Origin of the sequence: Vandammella animalimorsus (assembly GCF_002285265.1) — a bacterium.
Lineage (GTDB): Bacteria > Pseudomonadota > Gammaproteobacteria > Burkholderiales > Burkholderiaceae_C > Lampropedia.
Map to the genome: position 1 here is coordinate 207,192 of NZ_NSJB01000001.1, position 19,825 is coordinate 227,016.

The following is a 19,825-nucleotide window of genomic DNA, read 5'->3' on the forward strand; positions in this document are numbered from 1 at the left end:
AACATCCGGCGGTGCATTTTTTTGGAAAGAGAACTGCCCAATGACGACGACCCTTCCCATCACCAAGCGCGGCGCGGAGCTGCTCAAGGCGGAGCTGCACCAGCTCAAGACGGTGGACCGCCCGGCGGTCATCAACGCCATTGCCGAGGCGCGCGCCCAGGGCGACCTGAGCGAGAACGCCGAGTACGACGCCGCCAAGGACCGCCAGGGCTTCATCGAGGGGCGCATCAAGGACATTGAAGGCAAGCTGGCCGCCGCCCAGGTCATCGACCCCAGCGCGCTGGATGCTGGCGGGCGCGTGGTGTTTGGCGCCACCGTCGAGCTGGAGGACGAGGACAGCGGCGAGCGCGTGCGCTACCAGATCGTGGGCGAGGACGAGGCCGACATCAAGCAGGGCCTGCTCAATGTCTCCAGCCCCATCGCCCGCGCGCTGATCGGCAAGTCCGAGGGCGAAGTGGCCGTGGTCAATGCCCCGGGCGGCGAGAAAAGCTACGAAATCGTCGCCGTGCACTATCAGTGAATGAGCGGCCCGGCCACATTGCTTCAAGGAGGAGTCCCATGCCCACATTGCGCTACGCGCTGCTGCAGCGCCTGCCGGTGATGGCCGCCGCCCTGTGGTGGGGCGGGCTGTCGGTGGTGGGCTTTCTCAGCGTGCCGCTGTTGTTTATGAGCCTGCCCACGGCCCAGGCCGGGCAGGTGGCGGCCAAGCTGTTCACGGCCATGACCTGGCTGTCGGTGGCCTGCGGCATGCTGCTGGTGTTTCTGCTCAAGCCCGCGCGCGCTGGCGACGGCGCGGCAGCGGGCGCTGCAGCGCCCGTGCCGCTGGCCTGGACGGGCTGGGCCCTGGCCGGGGTGGTGCTGGCGCTGCTGGTGGAGTTCGGCATCGCGCCGCGCATTCTCGCGCGCGAGAACCTGGCGCTGTGGCACAACCTGGCCACGGCCTTGTACGCGCTGCAATGGCTGTGCGCGGCCGTGCTGCTGTGGCGCCTGGGCGGGCGCCGCTGAGGCGCCGGCCTCTTTGCAGGATGAAAGCACTGGATGGAAACCAAAGCCGCTGCGCCATGCCATCGAACCTGAATTCACCTTCCTCTGCGGCCCGTTTGCCCATGCAGCAGGTGCTGCTGTGCGGCGCGCTGGTGGTGACCCTGTCCATGGGCGTGCGCCACGGCTTTGGCCTGTGGCAGCTGCCCATCGTCACGGACATGGGCTGGCTGCGGCAGGATTTCTCCAACGCCCTGGCGATCCAGAACCTGGCCTGGGGTTTTTTCGGCATCTTCATCGGCATGGCGGCCGACCGCCTGGGCGCCTTGCGCGTGCTGCTGGCCGGCGCCGTGTGCTACGCGGCCGGGTTGCTGGGCATGGCCTATGCCAGCAGCCCCTGGATGTTTGCGCTGTTTGCCGGCATGTTGCTGGGCCTGGCGCAGGCCTGCACCACCTACGCCGTGGTGTATGGCGTCATCGGGCGGCAGATCCCGATGGAAAAGCGCTCCTGGGCCATGGGGGTGACGGCCGCGGCCGGCTCCTTCGGCCAGTTTCTGATGCTGCCGCTGGAGGGCTGGCTGATCACGCAACTGGGCTGGCAGCAGGCGCTGCTGGTGCTGGCCGTGGCCGTGCTGGCGATCGCGCCGCTGGCCCTGGGCCTGCGCGAGCCGGGCTTTGGCCGCCGCAGGCCAGCCCAGCCGGCCGCGCCCATCGCCCTGGGCGAGCCGCAAACCGTGGCCCAGGCCCTGCGCGAGGCGCTGTCGCTGCGCAGCTTCCAGTTGCTGACGCTGGGGTATTTCGTCTGCGGCTTTCAGGTGGTGTTCATCGGCGTGCACATGCCCAGCTACCTGAAGGACTTGTCCATGCCGGTGCATGTGGCCACGTATTCGCTGGCGCTGATCGGGCTGTTCAACGTCTTTGGCTCCTACCTCTCGGGCTGGCTGGGGCAGAGCATGCCCAGGCGGCGCATCCTGGCCTTCATTTATTTCGCGCGCTCGGTGGTCATCAGCGTGTTTTTGCTCGCGCCGCTGAGCAGCGCCAGCGTCTATCTGTTCTCGGCCGTCATGGGGCTGCTGTGGCTCTCGACGGTGCCGCCCACGAACGCCACGGTGGCGCAGATCTTCGGCGTGCGCCACCTGTCCATGCTCGGCGGCGTGGTGTTCTTCAGCCATCAGGTCGGCAGCTTCATGGGCGTGTGGCTGGGCGGTTACCTGTACGACCGCACCGGCAGCTACGACATCGTTTGGTATATTGCCATCGCCCTGGGCGTCGTCGCCGGGCTGATCAACTTGGCCGTCGATGAGCGCCCTGTAGCGCGCCCTTTGCAAGCGGCCCCAGCAGGGGCGTGATGCCCCGGGCCCGGCCGCCCCCGTCAAGATTTTTGAAACCTTCGCAGCAAAGCCATGCGCAAACCCCGGCTTTCCCACTTGCTGGCCCTGGCGGGCCTGGCCGCATTGCTGGCCCTGGCGTTCTGGCTGTATGCCCGCCCCGGGCTGATGGTGTATCTGGCCGAGCAGTTGTGGGCCTGTTTCTGAACAGGTCGTTACGCAGACGCTGGCCCATGCAGGGGGCGGCGCCCATCACGCTCTAGAATCGCGCTTTGTTTTTTTGCGCGCCCCCCAACAAGCAATTGACCTATGGCTTCTTCTTCCCCATCCGTGCTCTTGACGGGCAGCATCGTGGCCCTGATCACGCCTCTGAACGAGGATGGCAGCGTCGATTACCCTGGCCTGCGCAAGCTGATCGATTGGCACATCGAGCAGGGCACGGACTGCATCGGCGTGGTCGGCACCACGGGCGAGTCGCCGACGCTGACCTTCGATGAGCACCACGAAGTCATCCGCGTAGCGGTCGAGCATGCGGCCGGGCGCGTGCCCATCATGGCCGGCTGCGGCGCCAACTCCACGGCCGAGGCCATTTCGCTGGCGCGCTATGCCCAGCAAGTCGGCGCGCACAGCCAGCTGCAGGTCGTGCCCTACTACAACAAGCCTACGCAAGAGGGGCAGTACCAGCATTTCCGCGCCATCGCCGAGGCCACGCCCGAGCTGCCCATGTTCCTCTACAACGTGCCTGGGCGCTCGGTGGCCGATTTGCAGCACGAGACCGTGCTGCGCCTGGCGCAAATCCCCAGCATCGTCGGCATCAAGGAGGCCACCGGCGATCTGGCTCGGGCGCAATGGCTGATCCGCGACGTGCCCGAGGGCTTTGCCGTGTTCTCAGGCGACGACCTCACCGCCGTGGCGCTGATGCTGTGCGGCGGCCACGGCAACATCAGCGTGACGGCCAACGTCGCCCCTGCGCTGATGAGCCGCCTGTGCAAGGCCGCGCTGGCCGGCGACGTGCAGCAGGCCAATGCGCTGCAGCGCCAGCTGCTGCCGCTGCACAAGGCGCTGTTCCTGGAGGCCAACCCCATTCCCGTCAAATGGGCCATGCACCGCCTGGGCCTGTGCGGCCCGACGCTGCGCCTGCCCATGACCGAGCTGAGCCAGGCCCTGCAGCCTGCCGTGCAAGAGGCGCTGCGCGCCGCGCAGTTGCTTTGAGTGGCCCCCGTGTGGCGCGGCGATGCTGTCGCCTCTTCCCTTTCCTGAACCCATTGCTGGCATGACTCGCATGACCCGTCCGACCGCTTCGTCCTCCCGGCCTCTGCAGGCCGCCTCGCTCAGTCTGGCCGCCGCGGCCTTGCTGCTGTCGGCCTGCTCCTCGCTGCAGGGCGACAAGATCGACTACAAGAGCGCCAAGCGCGGCACTTCGCTGGAAGTGCCGCCGGATTTGACCCAGCTGTCCACCGACACGCGCTACGCCGTGCCTGGCGGCCCTGTATCGGCCAATGCGCTGCTGGCCTCCCAGGTGCGCCAGGGGCAGGGCGAGCGCGTCGCCGGCGACAGCGTGGCCGACGTGCGCATCCACCGCGACGGCAATGTGCGCTGGCTGAGCGTGCCGCGCACGCCCGATGCGCTGTGGGAGCCGGTGCGCCAGTTCTGGGTGGACAACGGCTTCGTGCTGACCATGGACCAGCCGGCGCTGGGCATCATGGAAACCGACTGGGCCGAAAACCGCGCCAAGCTGCCGCAGGACTTCATCCGCAACACCCTGGGCAAGGTGCTGGACTCGCTGTACTCGACCGGCGAGCGCGACAAATTCCGCACCCGCATGGAGCGCCGCGATGACGGCGGCACGGACATCTACATCACGCACCGCGGCATGGTCGAGGAATTCACCGACCGTTCGCAAGAGCGCACCATGTGGCAGCCGCGCCCCTCCGATCCAGAGCTGGAGACCGAATTCCTGCGCCGCCTGATGGTGCAGCTGGGCGTGAGCGAGGAGCAATCGCAGGCCATCGCCCAGCAAAGCCAGCAAGAAGGCGCAGCGGCCACAGGCAGCGCCGGCGGCGCTGCCCTGGTCGAGCTCGGCGGCGTGCCGGCCCTGCAGCTGCAAGACGACTTCGAGCGCGCCTGGCGCCGCGTTGGCGCGGCGCTGGACCGCACCGGCTTCACCGTCGAAGACCGCGACCGCTCCCAGGGCCTGTACTTCGTGCGCTACATCTCGCCCGAGGCGCGGCGCGACAAGCCCGGCTTCTTCGGCCGCATGCTGGGGCAATCGTCCAGCGCCCCGGCGCCTGTGCGCTACCGCATCCTGGTGCAAGGCCAGGGCCAGCGCTCGCACGCCATCGTGCAAAGCGAGGCCGGCGCCGCCGTGGTCGCGGCCGAGGCCGGGCGCATCCTGCAATTGCTGCACGAAGACCTGCGTTGACCTTGTCGGCGCCAGCCTTGTCGCCATCGCCATCGCCATTGCCCAGCCCGCGCCGGCCGCTGCGCTTTCGCAGCCTGGCCAGCGGCAGCGCCGCCAACGCCACGCTGGTGCAAGGTTGCGATGGCCAGGGCGCGCCCATGACCGTGCTGATCGACTGCGGCCTGACGCAGCGCCAGCTCGCCGCCCGCCTGCAAAGCAACGGCCTGCAGCTGCGCGACCTCCAGGCCATCTTCGTCACCCACGAACACTCCGACCACGTCGGCCCCAGCTTCGAGCTGGCGCGCAGCCTGGGCATACCGATCTGGTCGAGTTACGGCACCTGGCAGGGCGCGGGCTGCCCCGATGCCGGCGGCCTGTGGCGCGTGGCCTGCGATGGCCAGCCCATTGCCTGGGGCGCCATGCAGGCCACGCCCTTTACCGTGCCGCACGATGCGCGCGAGCCGCTGCAGCTGTGCATCCGCCAGGGCCAGGCGCGCCTGGCCCTGCTGACCGACCTGGGCCACGTCACGCCCCATGCACTGGCCCACGCGGCGCATTGCCAGGCCCTGCTGCTGGAGTTCAACCACGAGCCAGAGCTGCTGCAGCAATCGCGCTACCCGCCCTTTCTCAAGCGCCGCATCGCCGGGCCGCGCGGCCACCTCTCCAACGCCGCCGCCGCGCAGCTGCTGGCCCAGGTGCTGCACGCTGGCCTGCGCCACGTCGTCGCAGGCCACCTGAGCCAGCAGAACAACTGCCCGCAGCGCACGTTGCAATGGATGCGCCAGGCCGTGGGCGCACACCCGGTGGCCCTGCACATCGCCACCCAGGAGCAGGGCTGCGATTGGATCGAGCTGGACGCAGGCTGCGCGCAGCAGGCAGAAGTCGCCAGCATCCATGCCGAGCTTGCCGGTGCGCAGGCTTGAGTACTGGCACTGACCACATGCGCCCGAGTCATCAGCTCGGCATGGGGTGTGAGTCGATGCGGAGCAAGGCAATACAGGGGCCAGTATTGGCGCTGCCGTTGCTCAGAGACATTGAGTCAGCGACAAAGTGTGCGCTGCGGGGCGAAATGGAAAGCGAGGCCCGAGTTGCAGCGGTATCAGGCGGTGTCGCGAGGCTTGGCAGATGAAGCAGGCCCCCCGTATTGGCAGTTGCGTGCGGCGCAGCGGTTCGTGCAGGCTTTCTTCTTGAGGGGATGAGATTGGGTTGGCGAAGCGGTTTTTCGAGGCAAAAACCGCAGATGCAAGGCGAAAACGCTTGCAAGGTGTTCACGCCTTGCAAGCGTTTTCAACGCGGCAGTTGTGGAGTTTTGAGCGAAAACACTGCCGCGATACTGAATCTCAACGGGCCCTATAGCCCCAAAGTCCTGCTGGCAAAGCCGATGCTGCTGCGGTTTTCCAGCCATTCCTGGGCCTGCTCGCCCACTTGCTGGGCCAGGGCGGGGTCGTTGCCGTAGATGCCGGTGAAGAAGTCGGGGTTGCTCAGCCAGATGCTTTGCCTGCCGGCCAGCGCGAAGCTGGGGGTTTCGCGCGTGAACTGGCGCGCCACTTTGCGCCCTTGCACGACGTTGTCCCAGCGGGTGCGCCAGGCCACGAAGCGCGGTTGTTGGCGCATCAGCGTGTCGAATTGGTTGGCGATCAGGATCAGCTGGCGCTGTGGGCGCAGCCAGTCCTGCAGTGCATCGAGCAGCGGGGCGCTGGACAGCGGCCAGCCGCAGAAGTCGGGGCTGCAGCAGACGATGCGCGCGCAGGCTTGCTGCTCGGCCGTGCGCAGGAGCTTCTCCAACGTTTGCTGCCATTGCGCGATGCCGCTGATGGCGTAGCGCTCGGTGTGTGGGGCGCTGGCTGGGGTGGCGACATCGGCATCGGTGTTGGCGTTGGCGGCCTGGGCTGGCGCTGCTGCGTGGTGGTGTTGCTCGTGCTGCATGGCTTGCTCCCCTCTTTCTGCGCGCTGCTGCGCTTGGGGGCAAGTATCGCCCAGGGCCTGAGGCCTGTGCTCAAAACCCTTGCGCCGCGCTCATCCCCCGCTCATCCCCCGCTCATCCCCATGCCTGGGCGGTGTGCTGCGCCTGCAAATTAGCGCCTTGCGGCCCATCCAGGACCTGGGCCGTGCGCCATTGATGACGACGTTGAGCGCAGGCGCTTGGGGCGCTCAAGGCATGAAGAACAGCCAGCCCTGTTCGGCCCATTCCTGCAGCACGCCCTGGGCGCCGGGGCTGAGGCGCTGGAACTGGGCCTGTGCCAGCCAGCGGGTATCGGCCAGTTGGCGCAGCAGCGCGGCGTCGCGCCCACCGATGCGCCAGCTCTCGCCGTTGATGTAGAGAAAGCGCTCGTCGTAGAGCATGCGGGTTTTGCGCCCGAGGGCGATGCCGGCCTGGCCCGGGGCGGGCGGCAGCGGGGCGTCGTCGCCTTCGAAGACCACGCTGGGGTGCGGCTCGCTGAGGTATTCACCCAGCAATTGCTCGATGGCGTGGGGCTGCTGCAGGCGCCGCAGCATGGCGTCGCGGGCGAATTGCTGCATGGCCGGCGGAATGGCGCCGGGCTGGGCCGTGGCTGGTTGCCCTGCATCGCGGTAGAGCACGGCGGCGTGGGCGTTGCTGCTGGCGGGCGTGTCCTCGTCCCAGTCGGGTTCGGCCAGGCGTTCGAGCAAGGTGGCGGCCAGCTCGCGGCGGCCTGGCGAGCGAAAGCCGATCGAGTAGGTCATGCAGCCTGGGCCTTCGGCAATGCCGTCGTGGGCGTAGCGCGGCGGCAAATACAGCATGTCGCCCGGTTCGAGCAGCCATTCCTGCTCGGCCTCGAAATGCTCCAGCAGGCGCAGCGGCACGCCTTGCTGCAGGCGCAAGTCCTTTTGCTTGCCGATGCGCCAGCGCCGCCGCCCCTGGGCCTGCAGCAAAAAGACGTCGTAGCTGTCGAAATGGGGGCCGACGCCGCCGCCATCGCTGGCGTAGCTGATCATCAGATCGTCCAGCCGGGCCTGCGGGATGAAGGCAAATTGCTGCAGCAGCGCGTGGGCCTGCGCGTCGTGCAGGTCCACGCCCTGCACCAGCAGCGTCCAGCCCGGGCGCGACTGCGGCGGCAGCTGGCGGCGGTTGAAGGGGCCGTGGCGCAACGTCCAGCCGCGCGCGGTCTGCGTGATCAGGCGCGACTGCACGGCCTCGCTGGCGGCCAGGGCAAACAGGCGCTGGGCATCGACCGGTGGCGTGAAGGCGGTGATGGCCTGGCGGATCAGCAGTGGCTTGCGCTGCCAGTGGCTGCGCATGAAGCGCGCCGGCGTCAGGCCGCCGAGCAGGGGCAGGGGGGTGTCAAGAGCAATCGGGGACATGGGTTGTGGGCGACTTTGAGAACAGGCCCTGGCAGTGGCGGGCAGGCGGGCAGGGGGCGGCAAAGCTGCGACAATCGCCCGCCATGGAAATCATGAACAACACCGTAGTGGCGCTGACCTGGACGCTCAAGGACAGCCTGGGCGAAATGCTCGACGAGCTGCACGAGCCGGTCGAATTCTATGTGGGCGGGCAGGACTTGCTGCCCAGCATCGAACAGGCCTTGCTGGGCCAGCGGGCCGGCGCGGCGCTGAATCTGTACCTGGAGCCCGAGCACGCCTTTGGCGACTACGACGAGGCCCTGGTGTACCTGGAGGCGCGCGCGCTGTTCCCGGCCGAGCTGGAGGAGGGCATGGTGCTCGAAGGCAGCGCCTTGCCGCCGGGCGCGCAATCGGATGCCCCGGCCGATGCGCTGTTGACCGTGACCGAGCTGTACCCGGAGCACGTCGTGCTCGATGGCAACCACCCGCTGGCGGGCATTGCGCTGCAGTTGGCGCTGAAGGTGCACAGCGTGCGGCCCAGCACGGCCGATGAGCAGCGCCTGCAGTCGGCCGGCACGGGGTTCTTTCGCATTGCCCCGCAGGAGCCGCCCTTGCTGCACTGATTCCATGCACGGCTTGCCGCGCGATGGCGTGCACGTTTTTGTGCGCGGCAGTGGCGCAAAAAATGCCAGCGGCCCTTGCGGGGCGCTGGCATTGTCGTTTCAGCGGGATTTCTTGCTGGCAGGCATCAATCCTCGCCGCCGAAGATGCCCAGCAGGCCCAGCAGGCTCTGGAAGATGTTGTAGAGGCTCAGGTACAGCGACAGCGTGGCCGAGATGTAGTTGACCTCGCCGCCATCGACGATGCGCTTGAGGTCGTACAGCAGCCAGAAGCTGAACAGCACGATGGCCACGGTGGAGGTGGCGGCATACAGCGCGGTGGACTGGAACACGAAGATGTTCAGCAGGCCGGAGATCAGCAGCACGATGGCGCCGACGAACAGCCACTTGCCCGCGCCGTCGAAGCTGCGCTTGGTCGTGCTGGCCACGGTGGCCATGGTGGCGAACACGCCTGCGGTGCCGGCAAAGGCGGTCATCACCAGTTGCGAGCCATTGCCCATGCCCAGCACCACGCCCAGCAGGCGCGAGAGCATCAGGCCCATGAAGAAGGTGAAGGCCAGCAGCAGCACCACGCCCAGGCCCGAGTTCTTGGTCTTCTCGATGGCGAACATGAAGCCGAACGCGCCGGCCAGGAACACGATCGCGCCCAGGCCGCCCGAGAGCGCGGCCGTCATGTTGGTGGCCAGGCCGACGTAGGCACCCAGCACCGTCGGGATCATCGACAGCGCCAGCAGCCAGTAGGTGTTGCGCATGACGCGGTTGCGCTGTTGCGTGGCGGCCTGGTAGTGGGCGCTGCCGTTGTAGGAGTCGAAGGAGGGATTCATGCGGATGACCTTTCTGTCAAGCTGCAAGGGGGTGGAACGTGGCCTGCGGCCATCCGCATCCACACGGGCGTGTGCGGCCATGTGCGGATGGGGCGGGCAGATTGCGGCGGATTCTAGCGGCAGCCCTGGCCGCAGCGCGCCCAGGCGGGGCATTTCCCCGCAGATCGAATGCTTTTTGCAGGCATTGCCGTTGTTTTTGGCGGTTTTGATGGGCACTTGCCCGAAATGGCCAGCGGGCAGGGCGCGGGGGGCGCGCCTGTTTCCTCATCGCGCTGCTCAATCGTCTGGGCAAAAGCTTGGTCAAGCGTCTGGCCCGGCAGGAGGGATGGAGGTCTGCTGCCTGTGCGTTTGTCGCCAATGCTCGATCAATTGTGACAAATTGGGGCTGATCTGGAGTTCAGGCGGGCCCGAAGTAGGCACAATACCGCCCTCGCAATGTGGCCATTGCGACCCGACTCACCACGACAGTGTGTGTTTCAGTGTGCCGGCCCCTGCGGGACGGCGCGCTGGCCATCCCGATGCGCAATAAATACACACTTTGCCGCTGGATTCGTGCAGACCTTCCCTAGGAGATCTGGAGTGCTGATCAAAAGCCAGAAAGACTTTTTCTCGGGCCTGATGTTTTCCATCATCGGCGTGACGTTCGCAGTGGGCGCCAAGTCCTACTCGATCGGCACGGCCGCGCGCATGGGGCCAGGCTATTTCCCGCTGATGCTGGGCATTTTGCTCGCGGCCCTGGGGGCGCTGATCATGCTCAATGCCGTGCTGCGCCGCAATGCCCCGCCCGATGGCGACCCGGTGGGGCGCTGGGCCTGGAAGCCGCTGTTCTACGTGCTGGCGGCAAACTTTGCGTTCGGCATTTTCCTGGTGGGCCTGCCCAAGCTGGGCATCCCCTCGTTCGGGCTGATGGTGGCGATCTACGTGCTGACCATCATCGCCAGCCGCGCGGCGCACCAGCCGTCCTTCAAGACCAGCCTGATCCTGGCGACGGTGCTGGCGGCGGGCAGCTACTTCGTATTCATCAAAGGCCTGGGGCTGGTGCTGCCCGTGTGGCCCAGCTTCATCGGTTGAGCCAGCGGGAGTGCATGCATGACTGAAATGATTGACCACCTGGCGCTGGGCTTCAGCGTCGCCTTCACCGCCCAGAACCTGCTGTACGCCTTCATCGGCTGCCTGATGGGCACCTTGATCGGCGTGCTGCCCGGCCTGGGCCCGGTGCCGACGATTGCCATGCTGCTGCCCATCACCTATGGGCTGGAGCCGGTCTCGGCGCTGATCATGCTGGCGGGCATTTACTACGGCGCGCAGTACGGCGGCTCGACCACGGCCATCCTGGTCAACCTGCCCGGTGAATCGGCCGCGGTGGTGACCGTGATCGACGGCTACCAGATGGCCAAGAAGGGCCGCGCCGGCCCGGCGCTGGCCGCCGCCGGCATCGGCTCGTTCATCGCCGGCTGCTTTGGCACGCTGTGGATTGCGGCCTTTGCCGTGCCGCTGACCAAGGTGGCCTTCATGTTCGGCCCGGCCGAATACTTCTCACTGATGGTGCTGGGCTTGATCGGCGCGGTGGTGCTGGCCTCGGGCTCGCTGCTCAAGGCCATTGCCATGATCGTGCTGGGCCTGCTGCTGGGCATGATCGGCACCGACATCAACTCCGGCGTGGCGCGCTATTCGCTGGGCATCCCGGAGCTGACCGACGGCATCGACTTCGTGGTCATCGCCATGGGCGTGTTCGGCTATGGCGAAATCATCGCCAACCTCTCGCATCCGCCCGAGAGCCGCAACATCATCACCACCAAGGTGCGCGGCCTGATGCCCACGGCAGAGGACTTCAAGCTGATGCTGCCGGCCATTCTGCGCGGCACCATGTTGGGCTCCATGCTGGGCATTCTGCCCGGCGGCGGCGCGCTGCTGTCCTCCTTCGCGTCCTACACGCTGGAGAAGAAAACCAAGCTCAAGCCCGGCGAGGTGCCCTTCGGCCAGGGCAACATCCGCGGCGTGGCAGCGCCCGAATCGGCCAACAACGCTGGCTCGCAGGCCTCGTTCATCCCGCTGCTGACGCTGGGCATCCCGCCCAATGCCGTGATGGCGCTGATGGTGGGCGCCATGACCATCCACAACATCCAGCCCGGCCCCGAGGTCATGACCAGCAACCCCGAGCTGTTCTGGGGCCTGATCGCCTCGATGTGGATCGGCAACGCCATGCTCATCATCCTGAATCTGCCGATGATCGGCGTGTGGATCAAGCTGCTGACCGTGCCCTACAACTGGCTGTTCCCCTCCATCGTGCTGTTTTGCGCGCTGGGCGTGTACACCACCAACAACAACGTGTTCGACATCTGGATGGTGGGCATCTTCGGCTTCGTCGGCTACCTGTTTCACAAGCTCGCGGTCGAGCCCGCGCCGCTGCTGCTGGGCTTCATCCTCGGGCCGATGATGGAGGAATACCTGCGCCGCGCGCTGCTGCTCTCGCGCGGCGACTGGTCGGTGCTGGTCACGCGCCCGATCTCCGCCGGCCTGCTGATCACCGCCGCACTGCTGCTGATCATCGTGCTGCTGCCATCGATCCGCAGCAAGCGCGAGGAGGCCTTCGTCGAGGACTGATGCAATGCCGAAGGCCATGCCCAATGCCCAAGCCGCTGCGCTGACGATCCTCACCGGCGCCTCGCGCGGCCTGGGCCTGGCCATGGCGCGGCAACTGCTGCAGCCCGGCCAGACCCTGCTGACCATGGCGCGCCAGCCCGATGCCAGCCTGGCTGCCCAGGCCCAGCGCGCCGGCGCCAGGCTGGAGCAATGGGCCATCGACCTGGGCCAGCCGCAACAGGCCGCGCAGCGCCTGCACGATTGGCTGCGCAGCCAGCCAGCGCGGGCCTTTGGCGCGGCCACGCTCATCAACAACGCCGGCGTGATCCCGCCCATTGCGCCGCTGCGGCGCAGCCAGCCTGCGACCATGGCGCAGGCGCTGCGCGTCGGGCTGGAGGCGCCCATGCTGCTGAGCGCCGCCTTCCTGGCCGCCACGCAGGGCTGGGCCGGGCCGCGCAAAATCCTCAACATCTCCTCCGGCCTGGGGCGCCGCCCCATGGCCTCTCAGGCCCCATACTGCGCCGCCAAGGCCGGGCTGGACCACTTCACCCGCTGCCTGGCGCTGGAGGAGGCCGCCACGCCGCAGGGCGCGCAGGTCTGCGCCCTGGCCCCGGGCGTGATCGACACGGACATGCAAACCCACCTGCGCAGCGCCGCCGCGCAGGACTTTCCCGACCTGCCACGCTTTGCTGCGCTGAAAAGCCAGGGCCAGCTCAGCAGCGCCGAGGACACGGCGCGCCGCATCCTGGCCTATCTGCAGCGCCCCGATTTCGGCCAGCAACCCATTGCCGACATCCGCGAGGTGGCTGAAGAGGGCGCAGGCTGAAGGCCGCTTTCACGATTCGTTTTGCAAAGAGGCGCTGCTGGCCGCGCCCGATGCGTCGCCGGTGCGCATCGGTACACCTGGGCAGCGAGATCGAAGCGGACCTTGACGGTAACGCGCGTTATGTCAACAATGCCTCATGCTGCCCACCGTCATTGAAGCTGCCGAATACCAAGCCCGCGTCGTGAAGATTCTCTCCGCCGAGGAGCGCGAGCAATTCAATGTCTGGATTGCGCAAAATCCGCTGGCCGGCGATCTGGTCGTGGGCACGGGCGGAATGCGCAAGGTGCGCTGGGCCATCAAAGGCAAGGGCAAAAGTGGTGGCGCACGCATCATCTATTTTGAGATGCTGGCAAGCGGTGTGGTGGTGCTGTTGACGATTTATGCCAAATCAGGGCGTGAAAGCCTCTCGGCCGCTGAGATTGGCATCAAACGGAAAAAAGCGGGCATTTGATTTTCAATCAAGGAGTGACCATGGGCCAAAACCGTGACGGCTTGCAGGTGGCCATGCAGGCGCTGAAAAATCTCGATGTGGATGCGCTGGTCGCCGCCGCCGAGCGCGATGCAGGCCACCCCATCCCTGGCTTGCGCCAGGGATTGATGGATGCGCGCAGCGGCAATTTCGCCCAGGTGCATACCCCTGAACAGCTGCAAGCGGCCGCACGCAAGCATCAGGGTGCATACGAGCAACGCAAACTCCAGGCGGGCAGCATGCGCATTCCCGGTGGCCTGCTCTCTGCCGAGGCTGCCCAGGCCTTGCAAACCTTGCTCGATCGTGGCGCCCCATCGAAAGCGGCCGCCATCAATGCGGCGCTGATTGCCGCTGCGCAACGCGCTGCCCAGGTCTGAGCCTGTTCAGCACTGGCCAGGCCGTTGCAGCACCGGGGCCAGGGCCTGGCCGGTCAGGCTGCCTTGGGCGGCCACGTCCTCGGGCGTGCCGGCGGCGACGATCTGGCCGCCGGCCTGGCCGCCTTCGGGGCCCAGGTCGATGATCCAGTCGGCCTCGGCGATCAGGTCCAGATCGTGTTCGATGACGAGCACGCTGTGCCCGCCATCGACCAGGCGGTGCAGCACGCCGATGAGTTTTTCCACGTCGGCCATGTGCAGGCCCACGGTGGGCTCGTCCAGCACGTACAGGGTGTGCGGGGCCTTGTTGCCGCGGCGGGTGATGTCGTCGCGCACCTTGGCCAGCTCGGTCACGAGCTTGATGCGCTGGGCTTCGCCGCCGCTGAGCGTAGGGCTGGGCTGGCCCAGGGTGAGGTAGCCCAGGCCCACGTCTTGCAGCAGTCGCAGCGGATGGGCGATGGCGGGCATGCTGGCGAAGAAGCCGATGGCCTCGTCCACCTCCATTTGCAGCACCTGGCCGATGTGCTTGCCGCGCCAGGTCACGGCCAGGGTTTCGGGGTTGAAGCGCGCGCCACGGCAGAGCTCGCAGGGCACTTTCACATCGGGCAGAAAGCTCATTTCGATGGTGCGCATGCCCTGGCCTTCGCAGGCCGGGCAGCGGCCCTCGCCGGTGTTGAAGGAGAAGCGGCTGGCGCTGTAGCCGCGCGCCTTGGCTTCGAGCGTGTCGGCAAAGAGCTTGCGCACCGTGTCCCAAAAGCCGATGTAGGTGGCCGGGCAGGAGCGCGGGGTTTTGCCGATGGGGGTTTGATCGACTTCGAGCACGCGGTCGATGCCTTCGAAGCCTTGCAGGCCGCGCAGGTGTTGCAACTGCCCGGCCGCGCCGCGCTCGCGCAGGGCTTCGCGCCCGGCCTTGCTGGCCTGCTGGCCGACCAGCCGCGCCACGTTGGCCAGCAGCACTTCGCGCGCCAGCGTGGATTTGCCCGAGCCGGACACGCCAGTGATCGCCACCAGCCGCCCCAGCGGCACCCAGGCGTTGATGCCTTGCAGGTTGTGCAGGCTGGCGCCTTGCAGGCGCAGCGCGGGGCTGTCTGCGCCCACGGCGCGGCGCGGGCGAAACGGGTGGCGCATGGCCTGGCGCAGGTAGCGGCCGGTGAGCGAGTCGGGGTGCTGCGCCACGGCCTCGGGCCGCCCCTGGGCGACGATGGTGCCGCCGCGCACGCCCGCGCCGGGGCCGATGTCGATGAGGTGGTCGGCGCTGCGGATGGTGTCCTCATCGTGCTCGACCACGACCAGGGTGTTGCCCTTGTCGCTCAGGGCCTGCAGCGCGCCCAGCAGGATGCGGTTGTCGCGCGCGTGCAGGCCGATGGTGGGCTCGTCCAGCACGTAGCACACGCCTTGCAGGTTGCTGCCCAGTTGCGCGGCCAGGCGGATGCGCTGGGCCTCGCCGCCGCTGAGCGTGGGCGCGCCGCGATCCAGCGTGAGATAGCCCAGGCCGACCTGCTCCAGAAACTCCAGCCGGGAGCGGATCTCTGGCAGCAGGTCGCGGGCGATTTCGGCTTCGCGGGGGCTGAGTGCGTCGGCGGCGCTGCCCGCTTGCAGGCTTTGCACCCAGGCGCGCAGCTCGCTGACCGTCCGCCGCGCCAAGTCGGTGATCGCCTGGCCGTGAAAGCGCACGGCGCGCGCCGTGGCGTTCAGGCGCGTGCCCTGGCAAGTGGGGCAGGCGGCCTCGCCCAAGCCTTCCACGTCCGGCTCGTCAAAGCTGCGCTCGCGCCCGCGCTCGTCCTGCGGGGTGGAGTCGTCCAGCGCCTTGCGCTGCTCGCGCGTCAGCGCCAGGCCGGTGCCCACGCAGTCGGGGCACCAGCCGTGCGCGCTGTTGTAGGAGAACAGGCGCGGGTCCAGCTCGGGGTAGGAGGCGCTGCATTGCGGGCAGGCGCGCAGCGTGGAATAGCTGTCGATCTGGCCCAGGCCGCGCGTGCCCTGGCCGCTGGGGTCGGCCGCCAGCGCGGCGGCCAGGCCGCCGGGGCTACCGTGGCCATCTGGCTGGCCGGTGCCGCTGAGCACCTGCACCACGCCCTTGCCGTGTTGCAGCGCCTGCGCCAGTTGCTCGCGCAGCAGCGCCTCGTTGGCGGGCGTGACATCCAGGCTGCACACGGGCAGCTCGATGTGGTGTTCCTTGTAGCGGTCCAGCTTGGGGAAGGGCGCGGTGGGCACAAACGCGCCATCGACGCGCAAATGCGTGTGGCCGCGCAGCCGCGCCCATTCGGCAACCTCGCTGTAAATGCCCTTGCGGCCCACCACCAGCGGCGCCAGCAGGCCGATGTGTTGGCCGCGGTGCTGGCGCAGCACGTGGGCGGCGATGGCGTCCAGCGATTGCGGCTGCACCGCCGCGCCGTCGTGCACGCAGTGCTGCACGCCCAGCTTGACGTACAGCAGGCGCAGGTAGTGCCAGACCTCGGTGGCCGTGCCGACGGTGGATTTGCGCCCGCCGCGCGAGAGGCGCTGCTCGATCGCCACCGTGGGCGGGATGCCGTGCACGGCGTCCACATCCGGGCGGCTGGCCGGCTGCACGATGGAGCGCGCGTAGGCGTTGAGCGATTCCAGATAGCGGCGCTGGCCCTCGCCAAACAGGATGTCGAAGGCCAGCGTGGATTTGCCCGAGCCGGACACGCCGGTGATGACGTTGAAACGCCCGCGCGGGATGGAGACGCTGAGGTTTTTCAGGTTGTGCTCGCGGGCGTGAATGATCTGAATCTGCTGCGCAGATTCAGGTTGGGCGTTGGGCGTTGGGCGTTGGGCGTGAGCTGGCTCTTCCCGCACGCTCAACGCCCAACGCTCAACGCTCAACGCTTTTTCATAGTCGCGCAAAGCCTTGGCAGTGAAGGAGCTGGGGTGCCGGGCCACTTCTTCTGGCGTGCCTTGCGCCACGATGCGCCCGCCAGCCTCGCCGGCTTCGGGGCCCAGGTCGATGATCCAGTCGGCCGCGCGCATCACGTCCAGGTTGTGTTCGATCAGGATCAGCGAGTGCCCGGCATCGAGCAGCTTGCGCAGCGCGCGCATGAGCTTGGCGATGTCGTCGAAATGCAGGCCGGTGGTCGGCTCGTCAAATAAAAACAGCGTGCCCTTGCGCGCCAGCGGCTGGCGGCTTTTGCTGGCCCGCTGCGCGGCCTCGGCCAGGTGCCCGGCGAGCTTGAGGCGCTGGGCCTCGCCGCCGCTGAGCGTGGGCACGCTCTGGCCCAGGCGCAGGTATTCCAGCCCTACGTCGGCCAGCGGTTGCAGGGCGCGCAGCACCTCGCGGTCGGCGGTAAAGCACGCCAGCGCCTCGTCCACCGTCAGCGCCAGCACGTCGGCCACGTTCAGCGCCTGGCCGCCGCGCTCGATCTGCACCTCCAGCACCTCGGGGCGGTAGCGGCTGCCGTTGCATTCCTGGCAGCGCAGATAGACGTCGGAGAGGAACTGCATCTCCACATGCTCGAAACCGCTGCCGCCGCACACCGGGCAGCGCCCGTCGCCGCTGTTGAAGCTGAACTTGGCCGCCGTGTAGCCGCGCTGGCGCGCCAGCGGCGCATCGGCAAAGAGCTTGCGGATGGCATCCCACGCGCCCACGTAGCTGGCCGGGTTGGAGCGCGCCGTCTTGCCGATGGGCGATTGATCGATGAACACCGCATCGGCCAGGTGGTCGGCCCCCAGCAGCGCATCGTGCGCGCCGGGCGCGTCCGTCGCTTTGCCAAAGGCGCGCAGCAGCGCCGGGGCCAGCACGTCCTGAATCAGCGTGGACTTGCCCGAGCCGGACACGCCCGTCACGCACACCATGCGCTGCAAGGGGAACTCCACATCCATGCCTTGCAGGTTGTTGGCGCGCGCGCCCTGCAGCAGCAGGCGCGGCGTGCCCGGCTGCACGGCGCGCCGCGCCGGGCTGTCGATGCGCAGCCGCCCGCCCAGGTATTGGCCGGTGAGCGTGTCGGCCTGGCGCAGCGCGGCGGGCGTGCCATCGAACACGATGCGCCCGCCGCCGCTGCCTGGGCGCGGCCCCATGTCGATGATGCGGTCGGCCGCCAGCATCACCGCCGGGTCGTGCTCCACCACCACCAGCGTATTGCCCGCATCGCGCAGGCGCAGCATGGCCTGGTTGATGCGCTGCATGTCGCGCGGGTGCAGGCCGATGCTGGGCTCGTCGAGCACGAACAAGGTGCCCACCAGCGAAGTGCCCAGCGCCGTCGTCAGGTTGATGCGCTGCACCTCGCCGCCGCTCAAGGTGCGGCTTTGCCGATCCAACGTCAGATAGCCAATGCCGACCTCGTTGAGAAAGCGCAGCCGCGCGTTGATTTCTGCCAGCAGCATGCGTGTGGCCTGGGCTTGGGCGCCGTCGTCATCCTCGGGCGGCGCCAGGGTGGCCATGAAGTGCGCCAGCCGCGCCAGCGGCAACTGCATCAGATCGTGCAGGCACAGGCCGGGCAGGGCCTCCAATTGCGCGCGGCTCCAGCCCACACCTGCGGGCATGAAGCGCTGCGCAGCGGGCAGCGCCGCATCCGCCGCCGCCTTGGTGCCCACGCGCCAAAGCAGGCTTTGCGTCTTCAGCCGCGCGCCTGCGCAGGCCGGGCAGGTGGTGTAGCTGCGGTATTTGGAGAGCAGCACGCGGATGTGCATCTTGTAGGCCTTGCTCTCCAGGTATTCGAAAAAGCGCGCAATGCCGTACCACTTCTGCGTCCATTTGCCGTTCCAGTCCGGCGCGCCGTGCAGCACCCAGTGCCGCTGCTCGGGCGTCAAGTCCCGCCAGGGCGTGTCGCGCGGGATGCTCCAGCTCTCGGCGTGGCGCAGCAAATCGTCCTGAATCTCCTTCCAGGCCGGGGTTTGGATGGCCTTGATGGCGCCCTGGCGCAAGCTCAAGCGCTCATCGGGGATCACCAGGCCCCAGTCCACGCCGATCACGCGGCCAAAGCCCCGGCAGGCCTCGCAGGCCCCGGCCGGGGAGTTGAAGGAAAACATCGAGGGCGTGGGCTCCTGATAGCGCAACTGGCTTTCGGGGCAGTGCAGGCCTTGGGAGAAGTGCAGCACTTCGGGCGCTGCGGCCTCGCCCTCGGCCTCAGCCTCGGGTAGCACATACACCGCCAGCCGCCCGTGGCCGCGCTGGAAGGCCGTCTCCAGCGCCTCGACCACCCGCGCTGGCTCGGCACGCGAGAGGCGAAAGCGATCGGCCACCACATCCAGCACCTTGCGCTGCGCCGGGGCCGAGCTGGCCTTGGCCGCCTTGGCGGACTTGCCCGTTTTCTTCGCCGCCTTGCCAGTGGCGGCAGTGGCTGCGGCCTGCTCCACCTGCACCAGCCGCTGGGCTTGCACCTTGGTGTAGCCGCTGGCGGCCAGCCACTGCTGCATTTGCTCCTCGCTGGTGTCGGCGGGCAGCTCCACGGCAAAGGTCACCACCAGGCGCGGGTCGCCCTCGCCCTGGCCATCCTCTTTGCCATCCCCCTTGCCACCCTCCTTGCCGAAGCGCGCCTGCAAGGCCGCATACACGCTTTGCGGCGTATCGTGGCGCACAGGCAGGGCCGTCTGCCGGTCGTAGAGCTGGGCCGTGCGCGCAAACAGCAGCTTCAGGTGGTCGTTGAGCTCGGTCATCGTGCCCACGGTGGAGCGGCTATTGCGCACCGGGTTGGTCTGGTCGATGGCGATGGCCGGCGGCACGCCCTCGATGCGGTCCACCGCGGGCTTGTCCATGCGGTCGAGGAATTGCCGCGCGTAGGCCGAGAACGTCTCCACATAGCGGCGCTGGCCCTCGGCATAGAGCGTGTCGAACACCAGCGAAGACTTGCCGCTGCCGCTGGGGCCGGTGACCACTGTCAGCGTGCCGGGGGCAATGTCCAGATCCAGGTTCTGCAAATTGTGCTGGCGCGCGCCACGGATGCGGATGGCCTGCGGCTGCGGGGCCGCTGGGCTGGCTGGCTGGGCTGAGGGGGCAGAGGAGGGAGCGTCGGAGCGGGGCATACGTGTGGGGCGTGCCAGGGCCGTGCGCGGGCCTGGGCGGGGCGAATTTGGAATGGAAATTGCGGGCGTTCTGCCCGGGGCTGGGCAAAGTCTTGGCGAGGCGGCTGCGGATGGATTGACCTTGCGCGCCAGGGTTGTTGAGA

The 19,825-nt window shown here is 67.9% G+C and carries 17 protein-coding genes; 13 read left to right on the forward strand and 4 right to left on the reverse strand.

From position 1 onward, the window contains the following. The first annotated feature begins 40 nt into the window (after positions 1–40). From greA to CK625_RS00860, 7 genes are all read left to right on the forward strand, one after another. Positions 41–520: a transcription elongation factor GreA gene (greA, locus tag CK625_RS00835; protein ID WP_095538998.1), complete on the forward strand. Its 480-nt coding sequence runs from the start codon at positions 41–43 to the stop codon at positions 518–520. 38 nt (positions 521–558) lie between these two features. Then, the gene (locus CK625_RS00840; RefSeq protein WP_238945437.1) at positions 559–1,005 is read left to right on the forward strand and encodes a DUF4149 domain-containing protein; all 447 of its coding nucleotides are present in this window, start codon (positions 559–561) and stop codon (positions 1,003–1,005) included. Positions 1,006–1,061: 56 nt separating this feature from the next. After that, complete coding sequence (locus CK625_RS00845) at positions 1,062–2,330, forward strand: MFS transporter (protein WP_238945438.1); 1,269 nt, start codon at positions 1,062–1,064, stop codon at positions 2,328–2,330. A 54-nt stretch (positions 2,331–2,384) separates the two neighbouring features. Continuing rightward, positions 2,385–2,516, forward strand: coding sequence for a hypothetical protein (locus CK625_RS14200; RefSeq protein ID WP_275250162.1), 132 nt, complete (start codon positions 2,385–2,387; stop codon positions 2,514–2,516). A 102-nt stretch (positions 2,517–2,618) separates the two neighbouring features. Then, positions 2,619–3,521, forward strand: a complete 903-nt coding sequence (dapA, locus tag CK625_RS00850; RefSeq protein WP_095538382.1) for a 4-hydroxy-tetrahydrodipicolinate synthase — start codon at positions 2,619–2,621, stop codon at positions 3,519–3,521. A 70-nt stretch (positions 3,522–3,591) separates the two neighbouring features. Continuing rightward, a complete protein-coding gene (bamC, locus tag CK625_RS00855; protein WP_095538383.1) occupies positions 3,592–4,731 on the forward strand; it encodes an outer membrane protein assembly factor BamC in 1,140 nt (379 codons plus the stop codon). Between the two features lie 17 nt (positions 4,732–4,748). Continuing rightward, positions 4,749–5,633, forward strand: a complete 885-nt coding sequence (locus tag CK625_RS00860) for an MBL fold metallo-hydrolase (protein WP_238945439.1) — start codon at positions 4,749–4,751, stop codon at positions 5,631–5,633. Between the two features lie 427 nt (positions 5,634–6,060). Here CK625_RS00860 and CK625_RS00865 read toward each other — a convergent pair whose 3' ends face one another. Both CK625_RS00865 and CK625_RS00870 read right to left on the reverse strand, forming a co-directional pair. Beyond that, entirely contained in the window at positions 6,061–6,636 is a 576-nt protein-coding gene (locus CK625_RS00865) for a hypothetical protein (RefSeq protein ID WP_095538384.1), read from the reverse strand. Between the two features lie 225 nt (positions 6,637–6,861). Beyond that, positions 6,862–8,022, reverse strand: coding sequence for a JmjC domain-containing protein (locus tag CK625_RS00870; protein WP_095539001.1), 1,161 nt, complete (start codon positions 8,020–8,022; stop codon positions 6,862–6,864). 92 nt (positions 8,023–8,114) lie between these two features. Here CK625_RS00870 and CK625_RS00875 point away from each other — a divergent pair, with 92 nt between their 5' ends. Continuing rightward, the gene (locus CK625_RS00875; protein WP_095538385.1) at positions 8,115–8,633 is read left to right on the forward strand and encodes an FKBP-type peptidyl-prolyl cis-trans isomerase; all 519 of its coding nucleotides are present in this window, start codon (positions 8,115–8,117) and stop codon (positions 8,631–8,633) included. 125 nt (positions 8,634–8,758) lie between these two features. Here the strand turns inward: CK625_RS00875 and CK625_RS00880 are convergent, their stop codons facing one another. Beyond that, a complete protein-coding gene (locus CK625_RS00880) occupies positions 8,759–9,454 on the reverse strand; it encodes a Bax inhibitor-1 family protein (protein WP_095539002.1) in 696 nt (231 codons plus the stop codon). Positions 9,455–10,033: 579 nt separating this feature from the next. On the opposite strand from CK625_RS00880, the gene CK625_RS00885 reads away from it, so the two are divergent. From CK625_RS00885 to CK625_RS00905, 5 genes are all read left to right on the forward strand, one after another. Then, positions 10,034–10,525, forward strand: coding sequence for a tripartite tricarboxylate transporter TctB family protein (locus CK625_RS00885; RefSeq protein ID WP_095538386.1), 492 nt, complete (start codon positions 10,034–10,036; stop codon positions 10,523–10,525). Positions 10,526–10,543: 18 nt separating this feature from the next. Beyond that, positions 10,544–12,058 carry a tripartite tricarboxylate transporter permease gene (locus CK625_RS00890; RefSeq protein ID WP_095538387.1) on the forward strand — a complete coding sequence of 505 codons (1,515 nt, stop codon included), beginning with the start codon at positions 10,544–10,546 and terminating at the stop codon, positions 12,056–12,058. Positions 12,059–12,062: 4 nt separating this feature from the next. Further along, positions 12,063–12,863, forward strand: a complete 801-nt coding sequence (locus CK625_RS00895; protein ID WP_429001283.1) for an SDR family NAD(P)-dependent oxidoreductase — start codon at positions 12,063–12,065, stop codon at positions 12,861–12,863. A 136-nt stretch (positions 12,864–12,999) separates the two neighbouring features. Continuing rightward, entirely contained in the window at positions 13,000–13,314 is a 315-nt protein-coding gene (locus CK625_RS00900; protein WP_095538389.1) for a hypothetical protein, read from the forward strand. Between the two features lie 20 nt (positions 13,315–13,334). Beyond that, the gene (locus CK625_RS00905; protein ID WP_095538390.1) at positions 13,335–13,709 is read left to right on the forward strand and encodes a hypothetical protein; all 375 of its coding nucleotides are present in this window, start codon (positions 13,335–13,337) and stop codon (positions 13,707–13,709) included. Positions 13,710–13,715: 6 nt separating this feature from the next. On the opposite strand, the gene uvrA is transcribed toward CK625_RS00905, so the two are convergent. Then, positions 13,716–19,682 (reverse strand): excinuclease ABC subunit UvrA, encoded by a 5,967-nt coding sequence (uvrA, locus tag CK625_RS00910; protein ID WP_095538391.1) that lies wholly within the window; start codon positions 19,680–19,682, stop codon positions 13,716–13,718. Between the last annotated feature and the right edge of the window lie 143 nt (positions 19,683–19,825).